The following is a 23,596-nucleotide window of genomic DNA, read 5'->3' as shown; positions in this document are numbered from 1 at the left end:
CCGTCCGCCGCTAACGTCATAGAAGCAAGCTTCTAATCAGTTCGCTCGACTTGCATGTATTAGGCACGCCGCCAGCGTTCATCCTGAGCCAGGATCAAACTCTCCGAAGAAATGTTTGACTTGCTCATTTAAAAATAAAATTTAACGTTGACGTTTGTCGCTTTGTTCAGTTTTCAAAGTTCAACCGCCGCTCTTAAGCGACTTTATAATCTTATCAAGTTTTCAACGTAATGTCAACAACTTTTTAAAATTATTTTTTTAGCTTCGTTGTTAACAGTATGTCTCAACGACGCTTTATAATAATAAAATATATTTTAACTAAAGTCAACGGTTTTTAAAGAAAAAATTAAAAACTATTATTTATAGACTTGAACAATGACTACTGCACCGCCTTATAGTAAATATTATAGGCAAAAGCCAGCTGTAACTTTGCCTTCTTTGTTCCTGCGTTTTTACATATTCTTTTTTATTATTCTTATAGAAGAAAATAAAAAAGAGCTGTCCATTAGACAGCCCTTTCTTATTTCCCTTTAAAACTAGGTCTTCTTTTCTCAGCAAATGCTTGAAGCGCCTCTAGACGATCTTCTGTCGGAATCGTTAACTCATATGCTTTTCGTTCAATTTGCAAACCAGTCTGCAAATCGGCCTTCATTCCTTCTTTGATAGCAAATTTTGCTTGCTGAAGCGCAATTGGCCCATTTTTCAATAAAAGAGAGATAAAAATATCTATTGTTTCTTCTATTTCATATCCGGGAGCCACCTTCGTTACTAGACCACATTCTTTCGCTTCTGATGCTGAGAGACGCTGAGCTGTTAAAATTAGTTCCATTGCTTTTGCTTCTCCAACTAACCGAGGGAGACGCTGTGTTCCTCCTGCGCCTGGTATAATCGCTAAGCTTGTTTCCGTTAAACCCATAAGCGCTTCGGTTGAAGCAATCCGGAAATCACATGCTAAAGCCAGCTCCATTCCTCCTCCAAATGCATATCCATTGATGATTGCTATCGTTGGCTGAGGAAGCTGCTCTATCTTCGAAAACACTTCTCCTATTTTGTAAATATTGCGCTTTACCTCTTGATCAGAGAGGGTTTTACGTTCTTTTAAATCGGCCCCTACACTAAAAGACTTTTCACCTGCTCCTTTAAACGTCACAACTCGAATATCTTTTTGAGTACGAATTCCTTCAATTACTTCTTCCAATTCTTTAAGCATATCGTAATTAAAAGCATTCATCGCTTCCGGACGGTTCAGTATCACATGGGCGACATGTCCCTTCATTTCATAAGAAATAGATGACATTCTTTTACCACCTCCAAATTGGAATCGCTTTCATTTTATCACTCCTGGGATACTTGTTGCTTCAGTGCACGCCGTAAAATTTTTCCCGTTGTATTTTTAGGAAGTTCTTTTAAAAATTCAATTTCACTTGGCACTTTATATTTAGCAAGGTGCTCTTTGCAGTAGGCAATAAGCTTCTCTTCCGTTATCTCTTGATTATTGCAAACCACGTAACACTTCACACATTCACCTAAAGAAGGATCAGGGACTCCGATAACAGCCACTTCTACAATATCCCGATGCGCATATAGCACTTCTTCTACTTCGCGAGGATAAACATTATATCCTCCTACAATAATTAAATCTTTTTTACGGTCAACGATATAAAAATAACCTTCCTTATCCATTCTTGCTAAGTCACCTGTATACAGCCAACCATTTCGGAGAGCATATTCCGTGTCTTCTGGAAGCTTGTAATACCCTTTCATCACGTTAGGGCCTTTGACGATAAGTTCGCCGACTTGTCCTACTTCTACTTCTTCTCCTAGTTCGTTTACCACTTTATTTTCAACATTCATAATAGATGTGCCTATAGAACCGGCTTTTCTCTCTCGGTCAATCGGATTGAAACACGTCACAGGAGAAGCCTCAGATAATCCATACCCTTCTGCTACCATTACCCCAAACTTACGTTCAAAATTGGTTAGAAGTGCCACCGGCATTGATGCCCCGCCTGATATACAAAGCCTTACCGTGTGAAAGTGCTCTTTTTTCCCTTTGTCATGCTGAAGTAAGAAATTATACATTGTGGGAACGCCGGCAAAAATAGTCGCTTGTCGATTTTGAATTAATTCAAATATAGAAGATGGACTGAATTTTGGTTCAATTAATATCGTTCCTCCATTCATTAAAGGCGCATTCAATGAAACAGTTAAACAAAATACGTGAAACATCGGCAAAGCAGCTACGACTCGGTCATTCCCATTTATACTTAAATAATCTGCTACGTCTTGAGCATTTGAATAAATATTCTTATGTGTAAGCATAGCTCCTTTTGGTTTTCCAGTCGTTCCTGACGTATACAGAATGATGGCCACATCTTCTTCTTTTAACTCCAGAAAATCATATGTAGCTTCCCCTCTGTTTACAACTTGCGAAAACGTGTGAAAATAAGAAGGTATATTTTCCACTGTATCTGTCGTTTCACATAAGATAACGTGTTCCAAAAATGGAGTATTTCCAATGATTTTCTTTAAAATAGGGAAAAGTAAATCAACCGCAATAACTGCTTTTACATCTCCATCCTGAAGCATGTAGCTAATTTCATCCGCTGTGTAAATAGGATTAATGGGTATAACAGTAGCTCCTACTCGAAGAGCACCGTACAATCCAACAACAAAATGAGGAGAGTTGCCGACAATCAAAGCGATATGATCTCCTTTTTTTACACCTAATTGCTTCAGACCATTAGCAAACTTAGATACCGATGCATCAAGATTTGCATAAGATGTTTCCTGGTCCATAAAAACATATGCCGATTTTTGCGGAAATTGCTCAGCTGTTTTATGAAGCTGTGCTGACAAATTCATCTCATAACTTCCTCCTTTTAATAACGAATGAATGAACAACCATTCATTATTAAGTCATAATAATGTAAAAATTCTTACTTCTTCTATTCTATTATAATGTTACTGCTGTTCTATTGACAAGACTCATCTGTTTAAAAAGAAAAAAAGCCTGATATAGCAGACTTTTTTCTTAATAGATTAATTCAACAAACTCTTCTTTTGTAATATTACCAAAATAATGTGGAATATCGATATCTTCTAAGGCTTGTTCAATAGAAGCTTTTTCATAACGAACACCTGTTAATTTTTCCTGCACTTCCTGGACATCCCCCACTCCAAAGAAATCTCCGTAAATGGTGCAAGCATCGATTTTTCCTTTATTCACTTCTAAACGAACGTCAATTTGTCCCACAGGAAAGCGGTGAGAGTGCTGTAAGTTAAATTTAGGTGATTTTCCATAGTTCCAATCCCATGACTGATAGCGCTCTTTAGAAATTTGATGAATCGTTTCCCAATCTTTTTCCGTTAGTTTATATTCTGTTATATTTTCTTCTCCGTCAAAGATATATCGAAGCAGCATTTCTCTAAACTCTTCCACCGTTACTTTCTGTTCTAAAAATTCGCTGATATTTGCTACTCTATTTCGAATAGACTTAATGCCTTTGGATTCAATTTTATCTTTTTTTACTTTTAACGCTGATACGACGTTTTCAATCTCTGAATCAAAAAGAAGAGTTCCATGGCTGAACATTCTCCCTTTCGTTGAAAACTGAGCATTTCCAGAAATTTTCCGTCCTTCGGCCATTAAATCATTTCGTCCGCTTAGCTCAGCATTAACTCCTAATTTCTTTAACGCTTCCACGACCGGCTCGGTAAACTTTTTAAAATTATGAAAGCTATTTCCATCGTCTTTCGTAATAAAGCTGAAGTTTAAATTTCCTTTATCATGATAAACGGCACCGCCTCCAGACAGACGTCTCACTACATGAATTTGCTGATCTTCAACATATTTTGTATTAATCTCCTCAATGGTGTTCTGGTTTTTCCCAATAATAATAGAAGGTTCATTAATATAAAACAGCAGATATGTCTCATTAATGTCTAGATGCTTGAGCGCATACTCTTCAATTGCTAAGTTAATTCGGGGATCATAGTTTTTTTGATTATCAATAAATAACATTCATTTTCCTCCTTGTTATTCCCATACATATCCTGATTCAGCTAACGTAAGCGTACCTCTATAATGAGCAGCGGCTTCCTCTACTAGCTGTTGATAGTCTCCATAGTGCGGAAGGTGAGTAAGCATGAGGTGTTTGACACTTGCTTTTGAAGCAAGTGTACCGGCTTCTGTACTTGTCATGTGTCCAGCGCCTCTTCCATCTTGATTGGCATAAAAATTACATTCACAAATAAGAAGATCTGCTTCTTCTGAGAAGGAAACAAACTCTTCTAAATAACTAGAGTCCGCTGTGTACACGACAGTTTGATTGCCGGCGCTTATTCTCATGGCATAACAAACGACTGGATGTTTCGTTTTCATAAATTCGATGGTAAAAGGCCCAACTTCAAGTTTTTGACTCAGATCATACTCTACCCCTTTAGTAATTCCTTTATGAGTAAGTTTGTTGAAGCTTTCCTGATCATATGTATGTCCGTAAATAGAAAGTTCCTTAACAGCGTTACCTAGATGAGTCTGAATGAGGCGTGCATATTGAAATACTCCGACATCAGCCACGTGATCATGATGATAATGAGATAAAATCATAGCATCTATTTCTTCTGGCTTTGCATATTTTTGCAGCTGAGCCAATGCACCGCTTCCGCAGTCGACAAGCAGCTTAAAACCATCGTGCTCCACTAAATAGCTAGAAGTAGCCTCTGAAACAGCTGGATATCCTCCCCAAAAACCAATAACAGTTACTTTCATTTTAATCACCCTTTCGTACTATTTTTATTACGTTCAGTATACCCTACTTTTTTTTGAAAACTAACTGAAAGGCACTCGTTTCGGCCATTTTATCAAAATAACTCATTGTTATATAACAAATAACCACTTAGAATAGCAAAATAGGCTAAATTGTTATAAAACATAATTGACATTTTATCATCTGTTATAATACAATGTTAGTAACAAAAAACAACGGAGGGGATTTAAAATGTTAGAAAAAATGACTGAATTTTTCAAAAGATTACCCAATAAAAAGTGCGTAGAATGCGGAAACGACATCGAGGAACAGCATGAGTGCTATGGAAATAAATGCGATCACTGTCTAGATATCATGAAATAAAAAAAGCTGAAACTGTTATAAAACAGTTTCAGCTTTTTTTTATACGGTCAAACTGCGATACTCGTTTGGCGTAATGCCTTCTACTTTTTTAAACACTTTTCGAAAGTATTTATCATCATGATATCCAATCATATTCGCAATTTCATAGATTTTTAGTTCTTCATTTAGTAAAAGGGATTTGGCTTTATTCATTCTGACTTTCACCATATAATCTGAAATGTTTTCTTGAAATTCTTGCTTAAACTTCCTCGAAATGTATTCACGGCTTAAATAGAAACGTTCCGATATCTCTTGAAGCTTCACATCTCGATGAAAATTTTGCTGCAAATATTGTTCGATCTCATAAATAACGTCGCGATTGTTTTGCTTGCTATACCTTTTTACTACTTTTAAAAAGCGCTTTACTTCACGCTTCTTTCTCTCTACATACTTTGCTAGCTGAAACTGCCCATCCTGGTTATAGAAAAAAGAAAGGACATATTCAGGGCCGTTATTTATCGTATAAGGAATGTGATACCTTTTTAACCAATGCTGGCTTAACAGCTGATATTCCTGCTCAAAATGCAGAATTTGCTTTAATGAGAGATAATTTTGCGCTTCAAAAGCTGTGATAATTTCGTTGAATACCGGCAAAAAGGCTTCAAACTTCCCGACTTGCAGCGCTTCTTCAATTTTACTGTTATAATCCATCATATTTATTAATAAAGCACTTGCTAAAACGTCTTGCTCGCCGTAGACCTTCACTTTATTTTGATCAAGAACATTGCTTAATAAAAGCGAATTTTTCGCATCTTCATAGGATTTCATTAGCTGATCAATAGAAGAAACTTTGCACCCTCTTGCAATCCGACAGCTCACGTCTAACGTACGGCGAATGGCTGTATGTAAAGTCGTCAGCAAAGAGGTTATGCGTTCAAAATCATTCCAAAATATAATGATAATTTCCCACTTATTTGATAAATAACGGAAGGCTACCCCATTTTCTTCTGCCATCAGCATTTCATTGATTACATTTAAAATTGAAAAATAGGCTAAATCCCGGTCACCGCCAAAAGAACGAATGATAGATTCATCTACACGTACAATTCCCACTTCATATTCTCTAGTCAGATGGAAACCAAACTCTTCATAGATTGATTGATTTAGCAAATAATTGTTCATTAACTGCGTCAGTTTTCGATCTCGATAAATCGGCTTCATTTCATTGATTAAACGATAGCTGCTATTATGGACTTTTCTGGACTCTTCTTCTTTCTTCCATTGGGTTACAGCTCGTACAAGCGTATCGTTTAAAATCGAAGGATCTACTGGCTTTAGAATATAATCCGTACTTCCAAAATGAATAGCTTTACGCATATAGTGGTAGTCATCATACCCTGTTACCACAATCGTTTTGCTAGAAGGCGAATTCTCTTTAATCCACTCCAACAAAGCGATTCCATCGATATTAGGCATCTTCATATCAGTAAAAATGATTTCCGGTCCGTGATCCTCGATAAGCGCAATCGCTTGCTCACCGCTATCAGCTTCTATCACATCTGTAATTTCATGCTCTTCCCACTGTCCAAGCAGCTTTATTCCTTCTCTTACATGCTCTTCATCATCCACGATTAATACTTTCATCACTATCCCTCTTTTCTTCAATTGTTGTTAGCTTTATGACAACGGTAAAATCGTGATTTTCTTGACTGCTAATTTGCATTGAAGCATGATCTCCATAGTAGATGCGAAGTCGTTCATAAATGTTTTGCAACCCAATATGCTCATCTGTTTGATTATACGATTGCTGAAGTCTCATTTTTAATTGATTCAACTCTTGTTGCCCTATCCCTTTTCCGTTATCAGAAACAGTTAGAATCAGTTCTTCACCGCTCAACTCAGCTGAAATCAACAGCTTTCCGCTTCCTGTGCGGGTTTCAAATCCATGCTTAAAAGAATTCTCAACAAGAGGCTGCAAAATCATTTTCGGTATTCGCATAAGCTCTGCCTCTTTTTCGATATTTAACTCATACTCAAACTTTGAACCAAATCGCTGCTTTTGCAGACTTAAGAAAGCTTTTACGTGATCGACTTCTTGCTTTAAGCTAACGATATCCTCTTTCATATTCATGCTGTAACGCATAATGTGGGAAAGTGAGGTTAATAAAGAATATACTTCAACTGCTTTATGCTTAAGAGCAAGAGTTCCAATCGATTGAAATGCGTTGTATAAAAAATGCGGATTAATTTGTGACTGCAGCACTTTTAGCTGCGTTGATTTATTTTCTAATTCCAATCGAAATTTACGTTCAATCAAGTCATTAATTGTTTCTACCATAGAGGTAAAATGCCTTCCTAAAACACCAAATTCATCGTTTCCGAGCGACTTAAACCGCACCTCAAATGATCCTTTTTCCACTTCTTTCATATTGCGAATCAATACGTTAATCGGCTGTGTAAAACGTACTGATATAAAAAGCGTAGCGATAACGAGCATACACAGAAACGGCAGGCCAATTAATACATTCATAAGTGCTGTCTTTCTTGCATCCTCATATAAAACACTGTAAGGAATTCGTTTCACAATGTACAAGTCCTCAAAGGGCTGTTTAAGCTTTTCATACATTAATACGCCTGAGAAGCTTTTATCTTCCCATTCCATGCTATGGCCTTTTTGAGAAGTGAGCGCCTTCATCCACGCGTAGTTTTCATTTTTTCCAATAACCCTTGAATCAGAGGAATACAAAACCTTCCCTTTGTTGTTCATTAAATAAAAATCTTCTGACTCTTCATTATATAGACGCTGCGATATAGATTGGATTTGTGTCATATTAATGTCTAAAGATAGATAAGCTAACAACTTGTCTGATGGAATCTCATCAATCCGCTGATGAAAGCTAATAACTTGATTCGGAAGTGAATCAATTAACGTTGATAAATTATTGTAGCTATAAATTTCATGGGTGGGCTCAATCACAAGAAATTTATGATTTTTATTTAAATAAGAATAGTAAGGCTGAGTGTAAATGTTATCGTACTTCCCTCTGCTGCTCACTTTCGAATTATAAGCTGTATACGAGTCATGCCCGTTTTCAATGTAAAGATGGAGCTGTTCAATCTCTGGACGAGTATTATATAAATAAAGAAGAGTTCGTGATATTTCCAGCTGATTGGCTCCTAAGTCACTTGATACACCTTCATCTAACACCTTAATAAATGGGTGATAGCCGTACAGCCTTTTTGTAATATTAGCAATTTCATTTAAGTAATCGCTCAAATCATTGCTTCCGTTTTTAATAACTTGATAGTTGGTAGAAATAAATCGATTCTTAACCGTTTCTTTGGTGTACTGATACGTAAAAATCGTTGAAATTAAAAATGGAATAACTGTTGCGAATAAGAAAAACAAAATTAATTTCTTGCGTATGCTCCAGCCTTTCACAAATAACCTCCTTTGACTAATGTCATACATTATGACTATTATTATACATTAAAAGCGCTTTCAATTGACTATTATTTTTTCATAGCTATGAATCTAACCAACTATTTTTTCACATCAAAAAGTCCGCGTTTTCCACGCGGACTTTTTGTTTATTTTTTCATTTTTGCCCAAATTGTATCTAATTTCTTCATAAACTCTTCTTCCGTCATTTGCTTGCCTGCGTAAGACTGCATTGCTGCGCCGACTTCTTGAACCGTTCCTTCCGGATACTTAAACCAGTTCCAAGATAATGTTTTACCTTCTTCAGAATATTTTAAGATATCATCAGATAAAGAATCGATTCCTTTTCCATCGATGTTTTTGAACGCTGGAATGAACTTGAACTTTTCAACTAAGAATTTTTGACCCTCTTTAGAAGAAACCATCCAATTTAAGAATTCCTTCGCTGCTTTTTTATCTGCATCTGGCGCATTTTTGTTCACTACCCAGTTATTTGGAACTCCGATTGCTAGTTTATCATTTTTCTTTGCATCGTTGCTGATCGGCATTGGAATAAAGCCCATTTTCATGTCCGGATTAATTTTCGTAATCATATTTACCGTCCAGTTACCTTGTTGCATCATTGCTGTTTCACCAGAAGCAAATTGAGTAACTTGTGTATTGTAGTCTGTCGTTAGTGGATTTTTATTTCCATACTTTAACGTTAAATCGAACAGATTCATAAATTGTTTAAACGTTTCATTGCCTTCAAATTTTGCTTTTCCTTCGTTTAGACCTTTAATAAACGCATCTGGATCATCTTGCTGTGCCATTGGAATATTAAATAAGTGGTTACCTAGCACCCACCACTCGCCGTATCCATTAGAAAATGGCGTAATGCCTTTTGCTTTAAGCTTCTTAGAAGCTGCTTCTAATTCTGATAGCGTTTTAGGTAATTCTTTAACGCCTGCTTTTTCAAATAAATCTTTATTATAAATAAAACCATAACCTTCTAAGTTTAGCGGCTGACCATAAATTTTCCCGTCCATTGTCATCGGTTCTTTGGCGATATCATACAGATTATCTACCCAGGGCTGATCAGATAAATCTTCCAATTTATCCTTCCACGTTTGCGCTTCTTGGAACCCTCCATTGTTAAAGATATCAGGTTCATTTCCAGAGGCAAACTGTGCTTTTAATGCTGCACCATAGTCCGCGCCTCCGCCGACTGTTTGGATGTTAAACTTTACGTTTGGATGTTCTTTTGTATATTCATCCGTTAATTCTTTCAGCTGATCTGCAATTTCCACTTTGAACTGGAACATATCAATAACAACTTGATCACCTGATCCTGTTGATTTACTTGCTTTTGAATCCGTACCTGAGTTTGAACATGCTGTCGCAAATAAAAGTGATGTTGCTAACACGCCAGACATTATTGAAAGCCTTTTCATTTTCATTCGTTTTGCCCCCCTTGATATCTATCTCTCTTTATTTTACCGATTCTAGGACATTTGAACAGGTAATAATATTGAACAACCGAGTGGAAAATATTGAACAACCCCCTTCAGCACCCTTCGACAGGTCTCTCTTCTTCCGCCAAAATTTCTATAAATTTTTTGGCTGTTTTATTCCACCTAATAACATTTATAGACAAAATTATGTTAATATGTAGAGTGATAGATTCATAAGAAAATTTATGAATTTTTTTAACTTGTATAAACAAAGTGAAGGGGTTTACATGAAAACTAAAAAGCGCAAAAAAACACATGTCTCATTTCGAATTAACTGGCTGTTTATTGTGGTTTTCCTGCTTTTTTCTGCACTCATTTTACGATTAGGCTTCGTACAGATCGTGTACGGAGAGAACTATAAACGAGAAGTTGAAAAAACAGAAGATGAAACGGTAGATTCACCGGTTCCTCGCGGAAAGATGCTAGACCGCTATGACCGCGTTATCGTGGATAATAAACCGTTGAACGCTGTCACGTACACGCGTTTGAAGGGCGTCACTCAAGAAGACAAGCTAAAAGTAGCTAAAAAGCTTGCCACTCTTATTGATGTTCCTGTTACAACAGACGTGTTTGGCAAATCGGATAAAAAGAAAGATAAAAATACGATTAAGCTAACAGAACGCGACTTAAAAGATTATTGGATTGCAACTCATCCAAAAGCAGCTGCGAAAAAAATTACCGCAGCAGATAAGCAAAAAGTAAAAGAAGGTCAGCTTTCTGAAGATGATTTGTATCCTCTTCAGCTGAAGCGCATCACCAAAAACGAACTTTTATCGGTGAAAGATGACCTTGAAGTGATTGCTATTAAAAGCAAGATGGAAGGCGGCTACGCGTTAACTGCTCAAATTATTAAAAGCGGCTTAACAGATAAAGAGCTTGCCGTTATTAGTGAGCAGCTGGGTGACTTGCCAGGCGTTGATACAACAACTTACTGGGACCGTATGTATACATACGATGGCTTACTTAGCACGCTGCTTGGTAAAATCACATCGGCAGATGAAGGATTGCCAAGCGAAAACTTACAGTACTACTTGTCCCACGGCTACAGCCGTAACGACCGAGTAGGAAAAAGTTATTTAGAAAAGCAGTACGAAGACGTTCTTCGCGGTCAAAAAGCTCGCGTGCAAAACATAACGGACCGCTCTGGCAACTTAGTTAGCCAAGAGACCGTTACAGAAGGTCAGCGCGGCAGTGACTTAATTTTAACAATTGATATGGAGCTGCAAAAGCAAGTCGAAGATGCTTTAACAAAAGCTGTCACTTCTGGAGACAGAGGAACACGATTAATGGACCGAGCGTTTGCTATTATGATGGACCCTCACACGGGAGACATTTTAGCGATGGGCGGAAAACAGCTTGTTACTGATAAGCAAACCGGGGCACGTAAAGTACAAGACTTTGCTCTTGGTAACATGACAACTTCTTATGAAGTAGGGTCCGCAGTTAAAGGAGCGACCGTTCTAGCAGGACTTGATTCAGGGGCTATTCAGCCCGGTACGGTTTTTTACGATGCGCCGATGAAGTTTGCTGGAGGAACAATTAAAAAATCGTCTCACCCAATTGGAGCAACAGGTATTCAAAAAGCTTTGGAACAATCATCAAACGTGTTCATGTACCGCACGGTTATGAGCATGGCTGGTGAAACGTACCGCCCTGGCGGTAAACTGAACATTCCACCGTCTATCTTTAACAAGCTGCGCTCATACTATAGCCAGTTTGGTCTTGGAATTTCAACGGGCATCGAATTAGAAAACGAATCAACGGGTATTCGTAATACCGTAACAAACGAACCAGGTAAAGCACTGGATTTTGGTATTGGACAGTATGATACGTACACACCGCTTCAGCTTGTTCAGTACATCTCAACGATTGCTAACGGTGGATATCGCATGAAACCGCACTTAGTAAAAGAAATCCGCGAGCCTGAGCTTGATAGCGAGCTAAAAGGAAGTATTCAAAGTTCTGTTGAACCGGAAGTGTTAAATCGTATTACGATGAGCCAATCAGAAATTGAAATTGTTAAACAAGGTTTCCGTCGCGTAGTCACAAATGGAACTGGTAGAGCTCTAGGAAACGGTACAGCATATGCAAAATACAACATTGCTGGTAAATCAGGTACAGCTGAAACCTTCAACAAAGGCGTAAGCGTACGTAACTCTACATTCGTTTCATACGCGCCTTATGATAATCCGGAAGTAGCAGTAGCGGTTGTTATTCCTTCTGCTTATGTAGCCGGAACTTCGAATTCATTAAGCAAACAAGTTACTGGTGAAGTTATTAAAGCTTACTTCGACCTTAAGAAACAAGGCGAAAAAGAAGTAGAGCAAAAAGAAGAAGATGCAAAAACAGGAAATACAGAATTAAACGGCGTAAAAAAAGATGATAATGAACAATAAAAAAGGTCTCGTCATGAGACCTTTTTTGTTTTTTCTATGAAAAAAGCCTATCTCACTGAGACAGACCGCGTAAAAAGTATAGTTCAATTAATTCAGCAATTTTTTCTTCTGAAAGCGGCTCATGCCGTTTTTCCCAATCATAGACGAGTGCAATGTACATTTTAAATAATAAAAAAGCTGTGAGCTCCGGGTTGCACGGTTTGATTTCTTTTTTAGAAATCGCAATTTCAATTTTGTTTTTTATATAAGTCAAAATCTCTTCTTCTACTCGCACCAGCACTTCTTGCACTGCTGTAGTGCCTAACTGCTGTTCCTGTACCAGCTTCAGCATGAGCTGATGCTCGGTGCGGAATTCTAAGATTCGAAAAATAGCTGCTTGGGCATTTTCAAAAAAAGGACGGTTGCTATCAATGACAGTTTCAGCTGCATCTGTCATTTCTCGAATCATTCGCGTCACAATTTCATCGAATAACTCTTCTTTGTTTTTAAAAAAAGTATAAATCGTTCCTTTTCCGACATTTGCAAGCTTCGCCACTTGCTCCATAGTCGTTGCTTTATATCCAAACAGCGCAAATGATTTTGACGCTGCATCAACAACTGATTGCTTTCGATCTATAGCCACGTTATCCCCTTCTTTCTGACCAAATGAATATTTCAGTCAACAAGTACGGTTTTACTATAGCACAAGTTTCTTTTGCTTTTCAACCACAATCTCTTCTCTTAGTATAACCTTTCTCTACAGGTAGTAGACAAAAAAGCGGAGCATTGATTCATCGCTCCACTTCTACAGTTGCTGCACATATTTAACCGCTTTTTTAGCCACATCTTCTCCTTGCTCTACACATTCCGGTATACCGAGACCTTCGTATGAGCTTCCCGCTACATAAAGGCCGGCAAGCTCTTTTTCAAGCTGTTCGTTCATCGTATCTAGCATATCGTGATGCCCGACCGTATACTGAGGCATTGACTGCTTCCATCTCGTTACCGCGTAGAATTCGGGCTCAGCAGAAATGGTGATGAGCTTCTTCAAATCCTCCAGGACAATTTTAAAAATTTCATCGTCAGGCTGATCCACTACAGCTTCATCCCCGGTTCGTCCAACTAAACATCTCAGCAGCACTTTTCCTTCCGGAACCGCATGCGGCCACTTTTTATTCAGCCACGTGCACGCCGTAATCGTGTAATCGCTATTTCTTGAAACGGCGATGTTCATTGCATCTAGATTGTCTTGCAGCGCTTCTTGTGCAAAGGCTATCACAACAGTAGCTACTGAAGTGGAAGGCATATGCTTCAACGGTTCGAATATTTTATATTCCGAAAGCATAGACTGAGCAGCTGCATGAGGAGAAGTTACAATAACGCTGTCTGCTTTTATTACTTTCCCGCTATTTAACGACAATTCATATGCGGTATCTTCTTTATAAATTTTCTCTACTTTTATTCCTTTTGTAATAATATCAGGATCTATTGCTTTTTCTACCCCATCTACTAGCGATTGAAGACCTTCTTTTAATGTTAAAAAAACACTATTTTTTTTGAACTCCGAATCATCACCGTGCTGTGGGTGAATTTCTTTTAGCTTTTTCATTCCAACAATTAAGCTTCTGTACTTATGTTCAGCATGCAAAAACTGTGGAAATGTTGATCGTAAACTCAAGCGATCAACGTCTCCTGCGTAAATTCCTGATAATAGAGGCTCAATTAAATTTTCAACAACTTCATCACCAAACCGTCTTCTAAAAAACACGCCTAGCGAACGGTCATCCTGATTTTTTGTCTTCGGTATAAAAAAATCAGCTGCTGCGCGCAGCTTGCCAACAGGTGAAAATAACCCTGTTGTGATAAAAGGAGATAACTTGGTTGGTATCCCCATTACAGCACCATCAGGCAGCGCATGCGGTGTATCTTTTACTAGAATATAGGATTTTCCTTTTTCATTTCCGACTAGCTCCCTACCTAGCCCTACTTCTTTTGCCAGTTTTGTAGCAGCTAGCTTACGCGCTAAAAATGAATCCGGACCTTTTTCAAATAAATACCCGTCTCGTTTGACCGTTTGAATTTTTCCACCAAGCCGATGCGTCGCTTCTATTAGTTGAAGATCAATTGGCAGCTGATGATCCTTTATTTTTTTTTGCAAATAATAGGCAGCTGAAAGACCTGTTATTCCTCCACCGATGATGACAACCTTTTTTCGTCTATCCGTCATGTTATCATCGCCTTTTCTGTAAAATTCAATATAAAGAGAAGCGATTATGGAAATCCATAGCTCGCTTCTTACTTTTCTCTATATTGATTATAAGTTACTTTTCATCCCTGTTCAACGTACAAAGAATCTATATTGACTTAACGGGCAATCTGTTTTAACACAACTGTAGCTAACCCATCGATAAATTCAGGCTGTGCATTGGGCATTTCAGGGCGGTAATAATCAGCCCCAATTTCATCTGTCACCACTTTGCATTCATAGTCGTTATCATAAAGTACTTCTAAGTGGTCTGCGATAAATCCAACCGGAGTATACACGAACGATGTATAGCCTTTTTCTTCGTGCAATTCTCTTGTTAAATCTTGTACGTCCGGACCAATCCATGGTTCTGGTGTATTTCCGGCACTTTGCCAGCCAATTTCATAATGTTCAATACCAGCTGCTTGTGCAATTAAATCCGCTGTTTCTTGAAGCTGATTTGGATATGGATCTCCTGCTGCAATAATTTTTTCTGGCAAGCTATGCGCAGAAACAATCAACACGGCTTTTTGGCGTTTCTCTTCGTCTATTGAATCAAACGTTTGTTTAACACGTGTAGCCCAGTACTGAATGAACTTTGGCTCACTGTACCAGCTTTCTACTGAATGAATGATTGGTCCTCCTAATTTTTCAGCCGTCTCTTTGGCGCGCCCATTATAGGATTTTACGCTAAACGTTGAAAAGTGAGGTGCAAGCACAATGCTGACCGCTTCTTTAATCCCGTCTTTATGCATCGCTTCTACTGCATCTTCAACGAACGGTTCAATATGCTTTAAGCCAAGATACGCTTTAAATTCAATCTCGTCCTGTACTTCATTCAAGCGCTTTTCCAGACTTTCCATTTGCTGTTGCGTAATTTTTGCAAGAGGTGAAATACCCCCGATTGCTTCGTAGCGGTTTTGTAAATCTTCTAAGGCTTCCGGTGAAGGTTTACGTCCGCGGCGGATATGTGTATAGTAACGTTCAATATCTTCTTCTTTATATGGCGTTCCATATGCCATTACAAGTAATCCCATTACTTTTTTACTCATGTGTTCGACACCTCTTTGTTAGATTCAATACTTGTCTTCATTTTGCCATGAATAAAAAGAAAAATTCAAAGTTTAGCGCTCCAAATTATTTGACAATTTATTGTCTATTTGCAGAATATTCATGAATAAAGGTTGTTAAACGCTTCAACGTTTCCGGCTGAACCTGTGGAAAAACGCCGTGCCCCAAGTTAAAGATGTAACCAGGACTGGCCATCCCTTTATCTAATATTTCTGTTACACGTTCTTCAATAACTTCCCATGGAGCTAACAAAATAGCAGGATCTAAGTTTCCTTGCAGTGTTTTTGTTAAGCCTAATGCACGTGCTTCATCCAGCTGCGTTCGCCAATCTAATCCCACTACATCCAGCGGCAGATCATGCCATTCTTTTGCCAAATGACTTGCCCCTACTCCAAACATAATAAGCGGTACATTTTTTCCACGTAAAGAGGTGAAAATTCGTTCCATAACAGGTTTTATAAAGTAACGATAATCCGCTACATTTAAAGCACCTACCCATGAATCAAAGATTTGAATGGCTTTTGCCCCAGCGTCAATTTGCGCTTTTACATATGTAATCGTCATATCGGCTAACTTATCCATTAGTGCAAACCATGCTTTAGGTTCCGTATACATAAATGCTTTTGTTTTATTGTAATTTTTTGAAGGTCCTCCTTCAATCATATAGCTTGCCACTGTAAAAGGAGCACCCGCAAAGCCAATTAGAGGTACGTTTAACTGTTCCGTTGTTAACAGCTTAATCGTATCTAATACATACGGAACATCTTCTTCCGGCGTAATTTCTCCTAGTTTTTCTACATCGCTTAAAGATTGAATTGGATTCGAAATTACGGGACCAATTCCTGACTTAATTTCAACATCCACTCCAATTGAAGGAAGCGGTGACATTATATCTTTATATAAAATAGCTGCATCCACTCCGTACTGTTCAACGGGCAGGCGTGTTACGTATGCCCCAAGCTCCGGCTGATGAGTGATTTCAAATAAAGAGTACTTCTCTTTTAGCTTTCGGTATTCCGGCTGTGAACGCCCTGCTTGGCGCATATACCAAACCGGAACATGATCCGTTTTTTCCCCTCTACAGGCTTTTAAAAAAGTATCGTTAAACGTTCCTTGACTCATAATTTCCACCTTTCTCGATTGTCTTCCATCCGTATTTTCTTCGATTAGACAGACAATAATCAGCAAAGGAACATACCGGTTCCTCTACTGATTAAAGTTTCACGTTATATTCTCTACTTGTCACTATACCCATTTCTTTACGACTTGTATAGCCACCTGCTAAAAATGTCAAAAATTCGCCCTACTCTTCCTTTTTTTATTGAAAAAGAGCAGGTGTTACTTCGTTGGATTTTTTTCCTTTTTGTTCTGTTTGGGAATTGTAAGGAACTACATAATAAGTAGGACTGTCGAGCAGATTCACACGCTCCTTTTCAAATGCTCCTTTTCCCTTCACTTTGCCAATTACTTCCGCTTTATCTCCTTTTTTCTCATAAACATAATAAACAGCTCTTTTATCCGGTGAAGGTGTCCACGATAAATTTACCGTTAGCAAACCAAATGGATGGAATGTTAATTCTTGTTTTAAGTCTTTAACTTGCTCTAAGCGTATTGGTTTTGGCAAATCTTTAACGCCTGCTGGCTTTTGAAATGCAGCTTCGTCGTAACCAGCTCTTGTGAGAATGTCTTTAAATAATAGAGTCGGATAAGAACTTCCTTTTGTTAAATAATGCTGGTCATTTGTAGAATCATATCCCATCCACACGCTTCCTACAACATCTGGCGTATATCCAACGAACCAAGCATCCCTTGTGGCTCCTTTAACATTCGTATACGAAGTAGACCCTGTTTTTCCTGCTAACTCTCCTTTAAACTCTCCATTTTTTGCCGTTCCTTCTTTAACAACTCCTTGAAGCATTTTTGTCATATACCAAGCCGTTTGTTTTGAAAATGCTTTGTGAGTGTCGGGAACAGCTTTTGCAATTACTTTTCCGTCTTGATCTTTTATTTCTTGAATAAAGTACGGTTGGATGTTTTCTCCGTTTTCAGCAAATGCCCGGTACGCTCCTGCTAATTGAAGCGGTGTAGCGCCTTCCTTTAATCCTCCAAGAGCAATCGCAAGCCCTTTATCTTCTAAGGGAACTCCTAGCTTTGTGAGATACTGCTTACTTGTTTCAACTCCTAGCTGATTCAATGTCCAGACAGCAGCTGCGTTTTTAGAATCTTTTAGGGCATCGTACATCGTTACCTTTTTAGCATATTGACCGTCTACATTTTTAGGTGTGTATCCCCCGTAGCTTCTAAGCTTGTCTTGCAGCAAAGAATAAGGCTTGAATTGACCTTCTTCTAACGCAGGGCCATATACTGCAATAGGTTTCATCGTAGAACCTGGCTGTCTTTTGACATTTACACGATTGAGCGATTTTTGTACATAATCTCGTCCTCCCATAACAGATAAAACTCCTCCGCTTTTGTTATCGACTAATACAAAAGCACCTTGGGCACTGTTATCTGTACCTGGAAAATAACGATTTTCTTTCATCAGCTCGTAGGCGGCTTCTTGTACTTTTGTACTCATCGGTACTTTGACCGTATAACCGCCGCGCAGAAGCTCATTGCCCGAAATGCTGTATTTCTTCTCTGCTTCTTGAATGACCATATCGATATAGGTTAAATAAGCTGGGTTTTTAGCCTGTTCCTTTACGTTCAACCCCAGCGTTCTTCCTTGCAAACGGACATTTTTTTCAGCTGATAAATAACCTGCTCTTTGCATGGCATTTAACACAACATTCCTACGTTCTATACTTTTTTCTGGATGTAAAATAGGAGAATAAGAATTCGGTGCTTTTGGCAGTGCAGCGAGCAGTGCACCTTCTTCTACCGTTAATTCGGAGACATCTTTATTGAAGTAAAGCTTGGATGCAGCTTGGATTCCATAGGCTCCGTGTCCAAAGTATATTTGGTTCAAATACATTTCAAGCAGTTTTTGCTTGCTGTAACGCTGCTCCAAGTTAATGGCCACCACTACTTCTTTTGTTTTTCTAAGCAGCGTTTTGTCATTAGATAAAAACACATTTTTAGCCAGCTGCTGTGTTAAAGTACTTCCTCCTTCAACACTTCCTCCAGCCAATATATCTCGGTATAATGCTCGACCAATAGATTTAAAATCGATTCCGTGGTGTTCATAAAAACGAACGTCTTCAATTGAAATAAATGCTTGTTGCACATGCTTTGGAATCTTATCAATTGAAACCAAGTCTCGATTTTTCACATAGAGCTTTGTTAATTCGTCTCCATTTTCGTCCACTAACCTCGTAGCCGAGTCCATGACGATCTTTTTCTCATCAATTACATAGTTTCCAAGAAACAAGATGATAATATATCCAATCAATCCTAATAGAAAAATTCCAACTAAGGCAGCAATTGCGTATAAGCCTTTTTTGTACATCGTGCCACCCCTTTTCTTTCTCTAAACTTTCGATAATATGGAAAACAACTTCATCAATGTTTTACTTTACCATCTTCATTAGAAGTTCACAATTTTTGAATTTTTGTGTGTAAAATTCTATAATTTTAGTATGATTTACAATTGTAAATTGTATGCAATTCCCAATTAGAAAGGAAGTATAATCCATGAAGATCTTTATTACTTACGGAACAGGCCCTTACCTTCAGAAGTTGATCGACGAACATCCGAGTGAACGTTTGTTACTGCTTCACAAAGATGACGATCAATTTGCACTAGTTCACGAAACAGATGGAGATACAATTTTTAAAGAAGGACATGCTTATGAAGTATTAGATGCTTCTGGAGATCTTGCAGATAGCGGATTTGCTGTACTAAATAATATTTCAGTTACAGATGAAGGCCGTCCTTTGTTTGAACAGCGATTTAGCCAACGAGCTCGTTTAATTGAAAATGAAGAAGGCTTCTCAGCTATTCGTGTGCTTCGTCCACTGCAAAATGACACATACATTATCTTTACAGGGTGGAAAGATGAAAGTTCATTTAGCGATTGGCAGTCTTCAAAAGCCTATAATGAAGCACACAAAAAACGCGGTACGTCAGAAGGCGTGGATCAGCAGCCATCGATTTTCTCTCGCCCTTCTTATGTGACCTCATACCACGTAGTTAAATAAGTAAACATCCTCCTAGTAGGCGAGTATCACAATAGGCACAAACGTCATATTGTATACTACATCACCTATCGGGAGGAATTTTTATGGGCATAGAGCTTGGAGCTCTTCATTGGATGTATGTCCTTTTTATCGCCTTCATTATCGGCTTTATGATTATGCGGCGAGATACGAGTATCCTTTGTATACTCGGGATTTTTTTGCTTTCCTTAACGGCTACCTCTTCGTTAAGCCACTCCGTCAGCGCTGTTTTTTCCAGCTTCATTTATGCCATTACAGAACTGCTTCCTACCATTTTAATTATTTCAATTATTGTATCTATGAGTAAAGTCTTAATGGCTACGGGAATAAATGAATCGATGATTTCACCTTTTGCTCGCCTCATTAAAACACCTGCTCTTGCCTATTGGGTTATTGGATTAGTTATGATGACCATCTCCTATTTTTTCTGGCCTTCTCCAGCCGTTGCTTTACTTGGAGCCGTGCTTTTACCAGTAGCCATCCGCGTAGGGCTTCCAGCTATAGGCGTAGCTGTAGCGATGAATTTATTCGGCCACGGCGTTGCGCTTTCAGGAGACTTTGTTATTCAAGCTGCTCCTAAGATAACAGCTGACGCAGCAGGTCTGCCAGTTCACGAGGTGGTTCAAGCAAGTGTTCCTCTGGTCATTGTGATGGGAGTTGTTACGACACTCTCTGCTTTTTACTTTTTAAAACAAGATATGAAGCACAATAGAATTCACGCTCAACCGACAATGTTAACAAACAGTTCTTCTGTCCAGTCCACACCTCTTTCTTCTTCAATACGCCGGGCTTTAGCCATTATAGTTCCCCTTTTCTTTGCTATAGACGTATGGGCAATGTTCGCCCTTCATTTACAGGGAGGAGATGCGACTGCTCTCGTTGGCGGCACGGCTTTGTTTATTTTAATGGTGGTTTCACTTATTGCTCACAAAGGAAAAGGTCTCGAACAAACAACTTCCTACTTGATTGAAGGCTTGCAGTTTGGTTTTAAAGTATTCGGTCCCGTTATTCCAATTGCAGCTTTTTTCTATTTAGGAGATGCTGGATTCACAAAAATCATTGGTGACTTTCTTCCGAAAGGATCACATGGACTCGTAAATGACCTAGGCGTTGCGCTTGCTTCCACAGTGCCGTTAACCGCACAGGTCGCCACTGTAACGATAACTGCTCTAGGAGCTATTACCGGATTAGACGGTTCAGGCTTTTCAGGCATTTCACTTGTAGGCTCTGTCTCTCATTTATTTGCATCTGCTTTAGGATCGGGCGCTGCCACCCTAACTGCTTTAGGGCAAATTGCTGCGATTTGGGTTGGGGGAGGTACATTGATTCCATGGGCATTGATTCCAGCTGCTGCGATTTGCGGAGTCAGTCCGTTTGAACTCGCCAGACGTAATTTAAAACCTGTAGCGATTGGATTAGTCGTTACAACAATTGTCGCGATGTTCTTAGTTTAAACAAAAGCCCCCTTCTTTTTATGAAGGGGGCCATATGTATATATTTTTTACATGCCTTTTGGAAACTCTTTTTCCGCTGAAGGTTTTATGTAGGCATAAACAAGCGTATAGAAGAAAATGCCTACAATAAGCCACATAAGCCCTAAGCTGTAGCCAGCTAAGACATCTGTTAAAAAATGTTCTCTTAATAGAATACGGCTCACACCTATTAATAAAACGATTAAAGTAATTACAAGCTGATACCGCTTGGCTACTTTTTGACTGTTCATATGATTTGTGAGAAAAAAGATAATCAGACCATAGATAAGAATTCCCATCATTGCATGGCCGCTTGGAAAACTGTAGCCTTCGATGCCTTCAAGAGGACGTCCTCGTTCTACCGCATCTTTAACTGCTTTATTAATAATATCACCGCTTAAAATAAGTAAAAATGCCGATATCATACCGATATAGTCCTTTTTGAAAAATAAAAAAACGAGAAGTACAGCTAAAAGAACCATAATCATCACTTTTGAAGCTAAAAAAGACAAGCCATGAAAAATAGATGACGCTGACTGAAGAATAGTGCTGTCACCTATAGCTGAAACAAGCCAGTGGTCTCCTTGAAAAGAATCTGTCGACACAACAAACAACACTCCTAAAAAAACAAGACCTGCCCCCCCAAACATCCACATCAATTTTTTGTACAGAGATACAGTTTGTGAATCTACCATATCGTTACCTCCTATTATCTCATGAGAAAATTGGTAAAAAACTCATTCTTTATCCCTATTCCTCACCTTATGTATCTATTATGTATATAAAATATTTCATGATTCAATTACTTTTTCCAATAACAACGCTTACATTCTTTTCTTTTTTATAGATAATGATATAATGATTAAAATGTCAAAAAATTCAAAACTTTATTCAACTTATACAGAAAGGATATGGTCACGTGAATCCCAAGCTACATACTTTACTTGAAGAAAAATTTGATGAAATGATTCAAATCCGCCGATATTTGCATCAGTATCCAGAACCGTCTTTTAAAGAATTTCAAACCGCTGCCTACATTCGATCTTTTTATGACAAAATCGGTATTTCTTACCGAGCAAATGTAGGAGGAAACGGCATTGTAGCAAGCATTCAAGGAGGAAACCCTGGTCCTACTGTAGCTTTGAGAGCCGACTTTGATGCCCTTCCTATTCAAGATGAAAAAGATGTACCATATCAATCAACTGTTCCGGGTGTGATGCATGCGTGTGGTCATGATGGTCATACGGCTACTCTTTTAGTCCTTGCTAAAGCGCTTTTTGAAATAAAAGATTCTCTCCCTGGTAAAATCGTCTTCATTCATCAGCACGCTGAAGAGTACGCTCCCGGAGGCGCCAAGTCCATGATTGAAGACGGATGCTTAGACGGTGTAGACGCGATATTCGGAACGCATTTATGGTCCTTAACTCCAACTGGTGTCGTTCAATATCGAACGGGCCCTATTATGGCTGCTGCTGATCGCTTTGAAATTACGATCAAAGGAGCAGGCGGACACGGTGCACAGCCCCACAAAACAAAAGATTCAATCGTCATCGCCTCTCAGCTTGTTGTTAATTTACAGCAAATTGTAAGCAGGCGTGTAAACCCAATTGATTCAGCGGTTGTGAGCATAGGTTCTTTTGTAGCGGAAAATGCATTTAATATTATTGCTGATTCTGCTCGACTAATTGGAACGGTAAGAACATTTAATGAAGATGTACGAAATGATGTCGAAAAAGAAATCGAACGAATTGTCCAAGGTACATGCTTAACAGCTGATGCTTCTTATGAACTGAGTTATACGCGTGGCTATCCTTCCGTCGTCAACCACCCCGAAGAAACGGCCTTTCTTGCTTCTGCTGCTTCTCAAATCGATGAAGTTCATACAGTCGAAGAAACGGAGCCTCACATGACTGGGGAAGATTTCTCTTATTATTTGCAGCATATTAAAGGAACGTTCTTTTTTACAGGAGCTCAGCCAGAAGGCGTAGATGCTCCTTATCCTCATCATCATCCTAAATTTGATTTTAACGAAAAAGCAATGCTTATCGCAGCTAAAACGCTTGGTACGGCTGCTGTTGAGTATTTAAGAGAACAAGCTCCTTCTAAAAACGTAATAAAAGCGAATTAATCATTCAGCAAGCATTCGTACAGATAAGCAAACGAGTGCTTGTTGTTTTATTTCAGGAACCTTTTCCTCACTTAAAACGTAGTATTTATATCGACTGAAAT

Annotated in this window: 18 protein-coding genes and 1 rRNA gene; 5 read left to right on the top strand and 14 right to left on the bottom strand. The window is 38.5% G+C overall.

The annotated features are described in order from the left end of the window. The 5 genes from LJC66_RS02890 to LJC66_RS02870 all read right to left on the bottom strand — a co-directional run. Nucleotides 1-110, bottom strand: a 16S ribosomal RNA gene (locus LJC66_RS02890); the annotation flags it as partial. A gap of 410 nt (nucleotides 111-520) precedes the next feature. Then, complete coding sequence (locus LJC66_RS02885; RefSeq protein WP_098366831.1) at nucleotides 521-1,297, bottom strand: enoyl-CoA hydratase-related protein; 777 nt, start codon at nucleotides 1,295-1,297, stop codon at nucleotides 521-523. A gap of 38 nt (nucleotides 1,298-1,335) precedes the next feature. Continuing rightward, a complete protein-coding gene (locus tag LJC66_RS02880) occupies nucleotides 1,336-2,865 on the bottom strand; it encodes a fatty acid--CoA ligase family protein (protein ID WP_230931759.1) in 1,530 nt (509 codons plus the stop codon). Nucleotides 2,866-3,034: 169 nt separating this feature from the next. Further along, nucleotides 3,035-4,024 (bottom strand): lipoate--protein ligase, encoded by a 990-nt coding sequence (gene lplA / locus LJC66_RS02875; protein ID WP_013055339.1) that lies wholly within the window; start codon nucleotides 4,022-4,024, stop codon nucleotides 3,035-3,037. A gap of 15 nt (nucleotides 4,025-4,039) precedes the next feature. Then, nucleotides 4,040-4,771 carry an MBL fold metallo-hydrolase gene (locus tag LJC66_RS02870; RefSeq protein ID WP_230931758.1) on the bottom strand — a complete coding sequence of 244 codons (732 nt, stop codon included), beginning with the start codon at nucleotides 4,769-4,771 and terminating at the stop codon, nucleotides 4,040-4,042. Nucleotides 4,772-5,000: 229 nt separating this feature from the next. Between LJC66_RS02870 and yhfH the strand changes: the two genes are divergently transcribed. Next, entirely contained in the window at nucleotides 5,001-5,132 is a 132-nt protein-coding gene (gene yhfH, locus LJC66_RS02865; protein ID WP_013055337.1) for a protein YhfH, read from the top strand. A 39-nt stretch (nucleotides 5,133-5,171) separates the two neighbouring features. Here yhfH and LJC66_RS02860 read toward each other — a convergent pair whose 3' ends face one another. The 3 genes from LJC66_RS02860 to LJC66_RS02850 all read right to left on the bottom strand — a co-directional run bounded on the left by LJC66_RS02860 (nucleotide 5,172) and on the right by LJC66_RS02850 (nucleotide 9,992). Further along, complete coding sequence (locus tag LJC66_RS02860) at nucleotides 5,172-6,755, bottom strand: response regulator (protein ID WP_025751390.1); 1,584 nt, start codon at nucleotides 6,753-6,755, stop codon at nucleotides 5,172-5,174. Beyond that, nucleotides 6,733-8,553 (bottom strand): cache domain-containing sensor histidine kinase, encoded by a 1,821-nt coding sequence (locus LJC66_RS02855; RefSeq protein ID WP_195695435.1) that lies wholly within the window; start codon nucleotides 8,551-8,553, stop codon nucleotides 6,733-6,735. The genes LJC66_RS02860 and LJC66_RS02855 overlap by 23 nt, the downstream gene beginning before the upstream one ends. A 149-nt stretch (nucleotides 8,554-8,702) precedes the next feature. Then, nucleotides 8,703-9,992, bottom strand: a complete 1,290-nt coding sequence (locus LJC66_RS02850; protein ID WP_028410288.1) for an ABC transporter substrate-binding protein — start codon at nucleotides 9,990-9,992, stop codon at nucleotides 8,703-8,705. Between the two features lie 281 nt (nucleotides 9,993-10,273). Here LJC66_RS02850 and LJC66_RS02845 point away from each other — a divergent pair, with 281 nt between their 5' ends. Beyond that, complete coding sequence (locus LJC66_RS02845; RefSeq protein WP_230931757.1) at nucleotides 10,274-12,442, top strand: peptidoglycan D,D-transpeptidase FtsI family protein; 2,169 nt, start codon at nucleotides 10,274-10,276, stop codon at nucleotides 12,440-12,442. 52 nt (nucleotides 12,443-12,494) lie between these two features. On the opposite strand, the gene LJC66_RS02840 is transcribed toward LJC66_RS02845, so the two are convergent. From LJC66_RS02840 to LJC66_RS02820, 5 genes are all read right to left on the bottom strand, one after another. Further along, entirely contained in the window at nucleotides 12,495-13,064 is a 570-nt protein-coding gene (locus LJC66_RS02840; protein WP_013081690.1) for a TetR/AcrR family transcriptional regulator, read from the bottom strand. 162 nt (nucleotides 13,065-13,226) lie between these two features. Continuing rightward, entirely contained in the window at nucleotides 13,227-14,648 is a 1,422-nt protein-coding gene (gene hemY / locus LJC66_RS02835) for a protoporphyrinogen oxidase (RefSeq protein WP_025751394.1), read from the bottom strand. Between the two features lie 137 nt (nucleotides 14,649-14,785). Continuing rightward, nucleotides 14,786-15,718 (bottom strand): ferrochelatase, encoded by a 933-nt coding sequence (gene hemH, locus LJC66_RS02830; protein WP_195695437.1) that lies wholly within the window; start codon nucleotides 15,716-15,718, stop codon nucleotides 14,786-14,788. 97 nt (nucleotides 15,719-15,815) lie between these two features. Then, on the bottom strand, nucleotides 15,816-16,859 hold the full coding sequence (hemE, locus tag LJC66_RS02825) for a uroporphyrinogen decarboxylase (RefSeq protein ID WP_211110576.1): 1,044 nt from the start codon (nucleotides 16,857-16,859) through the stop codon (nucleotides 15,816-15,818). A gap of 196 nt (nucleotides 16,860-17,055) precedes the next feature. Beyond that, nucleotides 17,056-19,185, bottom strand: coding sequence for a transglycosylase domain-containing protein (locus LJC66_RS02820; protein WP_230931756.1), 2,130 nt, complete (start codon nucleotides 19,183-19,185; stop codon nucleotides 17,056-17,058). Between the two features lie 185 nt (nucleotides 19,186-19,370). Between LJC66_RS02820 and LJC66_RS02815 the strand changes: the two genes are divergently transcribed. Together LJC66_RS02815 and LJC66_RS02810 are read left to right on the top strand one after the other, a co-directional pair. Next, nucleotides 19,371-19,877: an antibiotic biosynthesis monooxygenase family protein gene (locus tag LJC66_RS02815; RefSeq protein WP_025751398.1), complete on the top strand. Its 507-nt coding sequence runs from the start codon at nucleotides 19,371-19,373 to the stop codon at nucleotides 19,875-19,877. An 83-nt stretch (nucleotides 19,878-19,960) separates the two neighbouring features. Next, nucleotides 19,961-21,349 (top strand): hypothetical protein, encoded by a 1,389-nt coding sequence (locus LJC66_RS02810; protein ID WP_195695439.1) that lies wholly within the window; start codon nucleotides 19,961-19,963, stop codon nucleotides 21,347-21,349. 47 nt (nucleotides 21,350-21,396) lie between these two features. Here the strand turns inward: LJC66_RS02810 and LJC66_RS02805 are convergent, their stop codons facing one another. Next, nucleotides 21,397-22,062 carry a phosphatase PAP2 family protein gene (locus LJC66_RS02805; RefSeq protein ID WP_230931755.1) on the bottom strand — a complete coding sequence of 222 codons (666 nt, stop codon included), beginning with the start codon at nucleotides 22,060-22,062 and terminating at the stop codon, nucleotides 21,397-21,399. Nucleotides 22,063-22,286: 224 nt separating this feature from the next. On the opposite strand from LJC66_RS02805, the gene LJC66_RS02800 reads away from it, so the two are divergent. Then, a complete protein-coding gene (locus LJC66_RS02800; RefSeq protein ID WP_276510991.1) occupies nucleotides 22,287-23,495 on the top strand; it encodes a M20 family metallopeptidase in 1,209 nt (402 codons plus the stop codon). Nucleotides 23,496-23,596 lie beyond the last annotated feature (101 nt).

Source organism: Priestia sp. TSO9, assembly GCF_021029645.1.
Taxonomy (GTDB): domain Bacteria; phylum Bacillota; class Bacilli; order Bacillales; family Bacillaceae_H; genus Priestia; species Priestia megaterium_E.
Note: the sequence above shows the minus strand (reverse complement) of the source record. Positions and strands in the feature narration are given on the sequence as shown.

Coding starts and splice junctions, on each gene's coding strand:
- LJC66_RS02885 (WP_098366831.1), bottom strand. CDS start 1,297: ATGTCATCTATTTCTTATGAAATGAAGGGACATGTCGCCCATGTGATA.
- LJC66_RS02880 (WP_230931759.1), bottom strand. CDS start 2,865: ATGAATTTGTCAGCACAGCTTCATAAAACAGCTGAGCAATTTCCGCAA.
- lplA (WP_013055339.1), bottom strand. CDS start 4,024: ATGTTATTTATTGATAATCAAAAAAACTATGATCCCCGAATTAACTTA.
- LJC66_RS02870 (WP_230931758.1), bottom strand. CDS start 4,771: ATGAAAGTAACTGTTATTGGTTTTTGGGGAGGATATCCAGCTGTTTCA.
- yhfH (WP_013055337.1), top strand. CDS start 5,001: ATGTTAGAAAAAATGACTGAATTTTTCAAAAGATTACCCAATAAAAAG.
- LJC66_RS02860 (WP_025751390.1), bottom strand. CDS start 6,755: ATGAAAGTATTAATCGTGGATGATGAAGAGCATGTAAGAGAAGGAATA.
- LJC66_RS02850 (WP_028410288.1), bottom strand. CDS start 9,992: ATGAAAATGAAAAGGCTTTCAATAATGTCTGGCGTGTTAGCAACATCA.
- LJC66_RS02845 (WP_230931757.1), top strand. CDS start 10,274: ATGAAAACTAAAAAGCGCAAAAAAACACATGTCTCATTTCGAATTAAC.
- hemY (WP_025751394.1), bottom strand. CDS start 14,648: ATGACGGATAGACGAAAAAAGGTTGTCATCATCGGTGGAGGAATAACA.
- hemH (WP_195695437.1), bottom strand. CDS start 15,718: ATGAGTAAAAAAGTAATGGGATTACTTGTAATGGCATATGGAACGCCA.
- hemE (WP_211110576.1), bottom strand. CDS start 16,859: ATGAGTCAAGGAACGTTTAACGATACTTTTTTAAAAGCCTGTAGAGGG.
- LJC66_RS02820 (WP_230931756.1), bottom strand. CDS start 19,185: ATGTACAAAAAAGGCTTATACGCAATTGCTGCCTTAGTTGGAATTTTT.
- LJC66_RS02815 (WP_025751398.1), top strand. CDS start 19,371: ATGAAGATCTTTATTACTTACGGAACAGGCCCTTACCTTCAGAAGTTG.
- LJC66_RS02810 (WP_195695439.1), top strand. CDS start 19,961: ATGGGCATAGAGCTTGGAGCTCTTCATTGGATGTATGTCCTTTTTATC.
- LJC66_RS02805 (WP_230931755.1), bottom strand. CDS start 22,062: ATGGTAGATTCACAAACTGTATCTCTGTACAAAAAATTGATGTGGATG.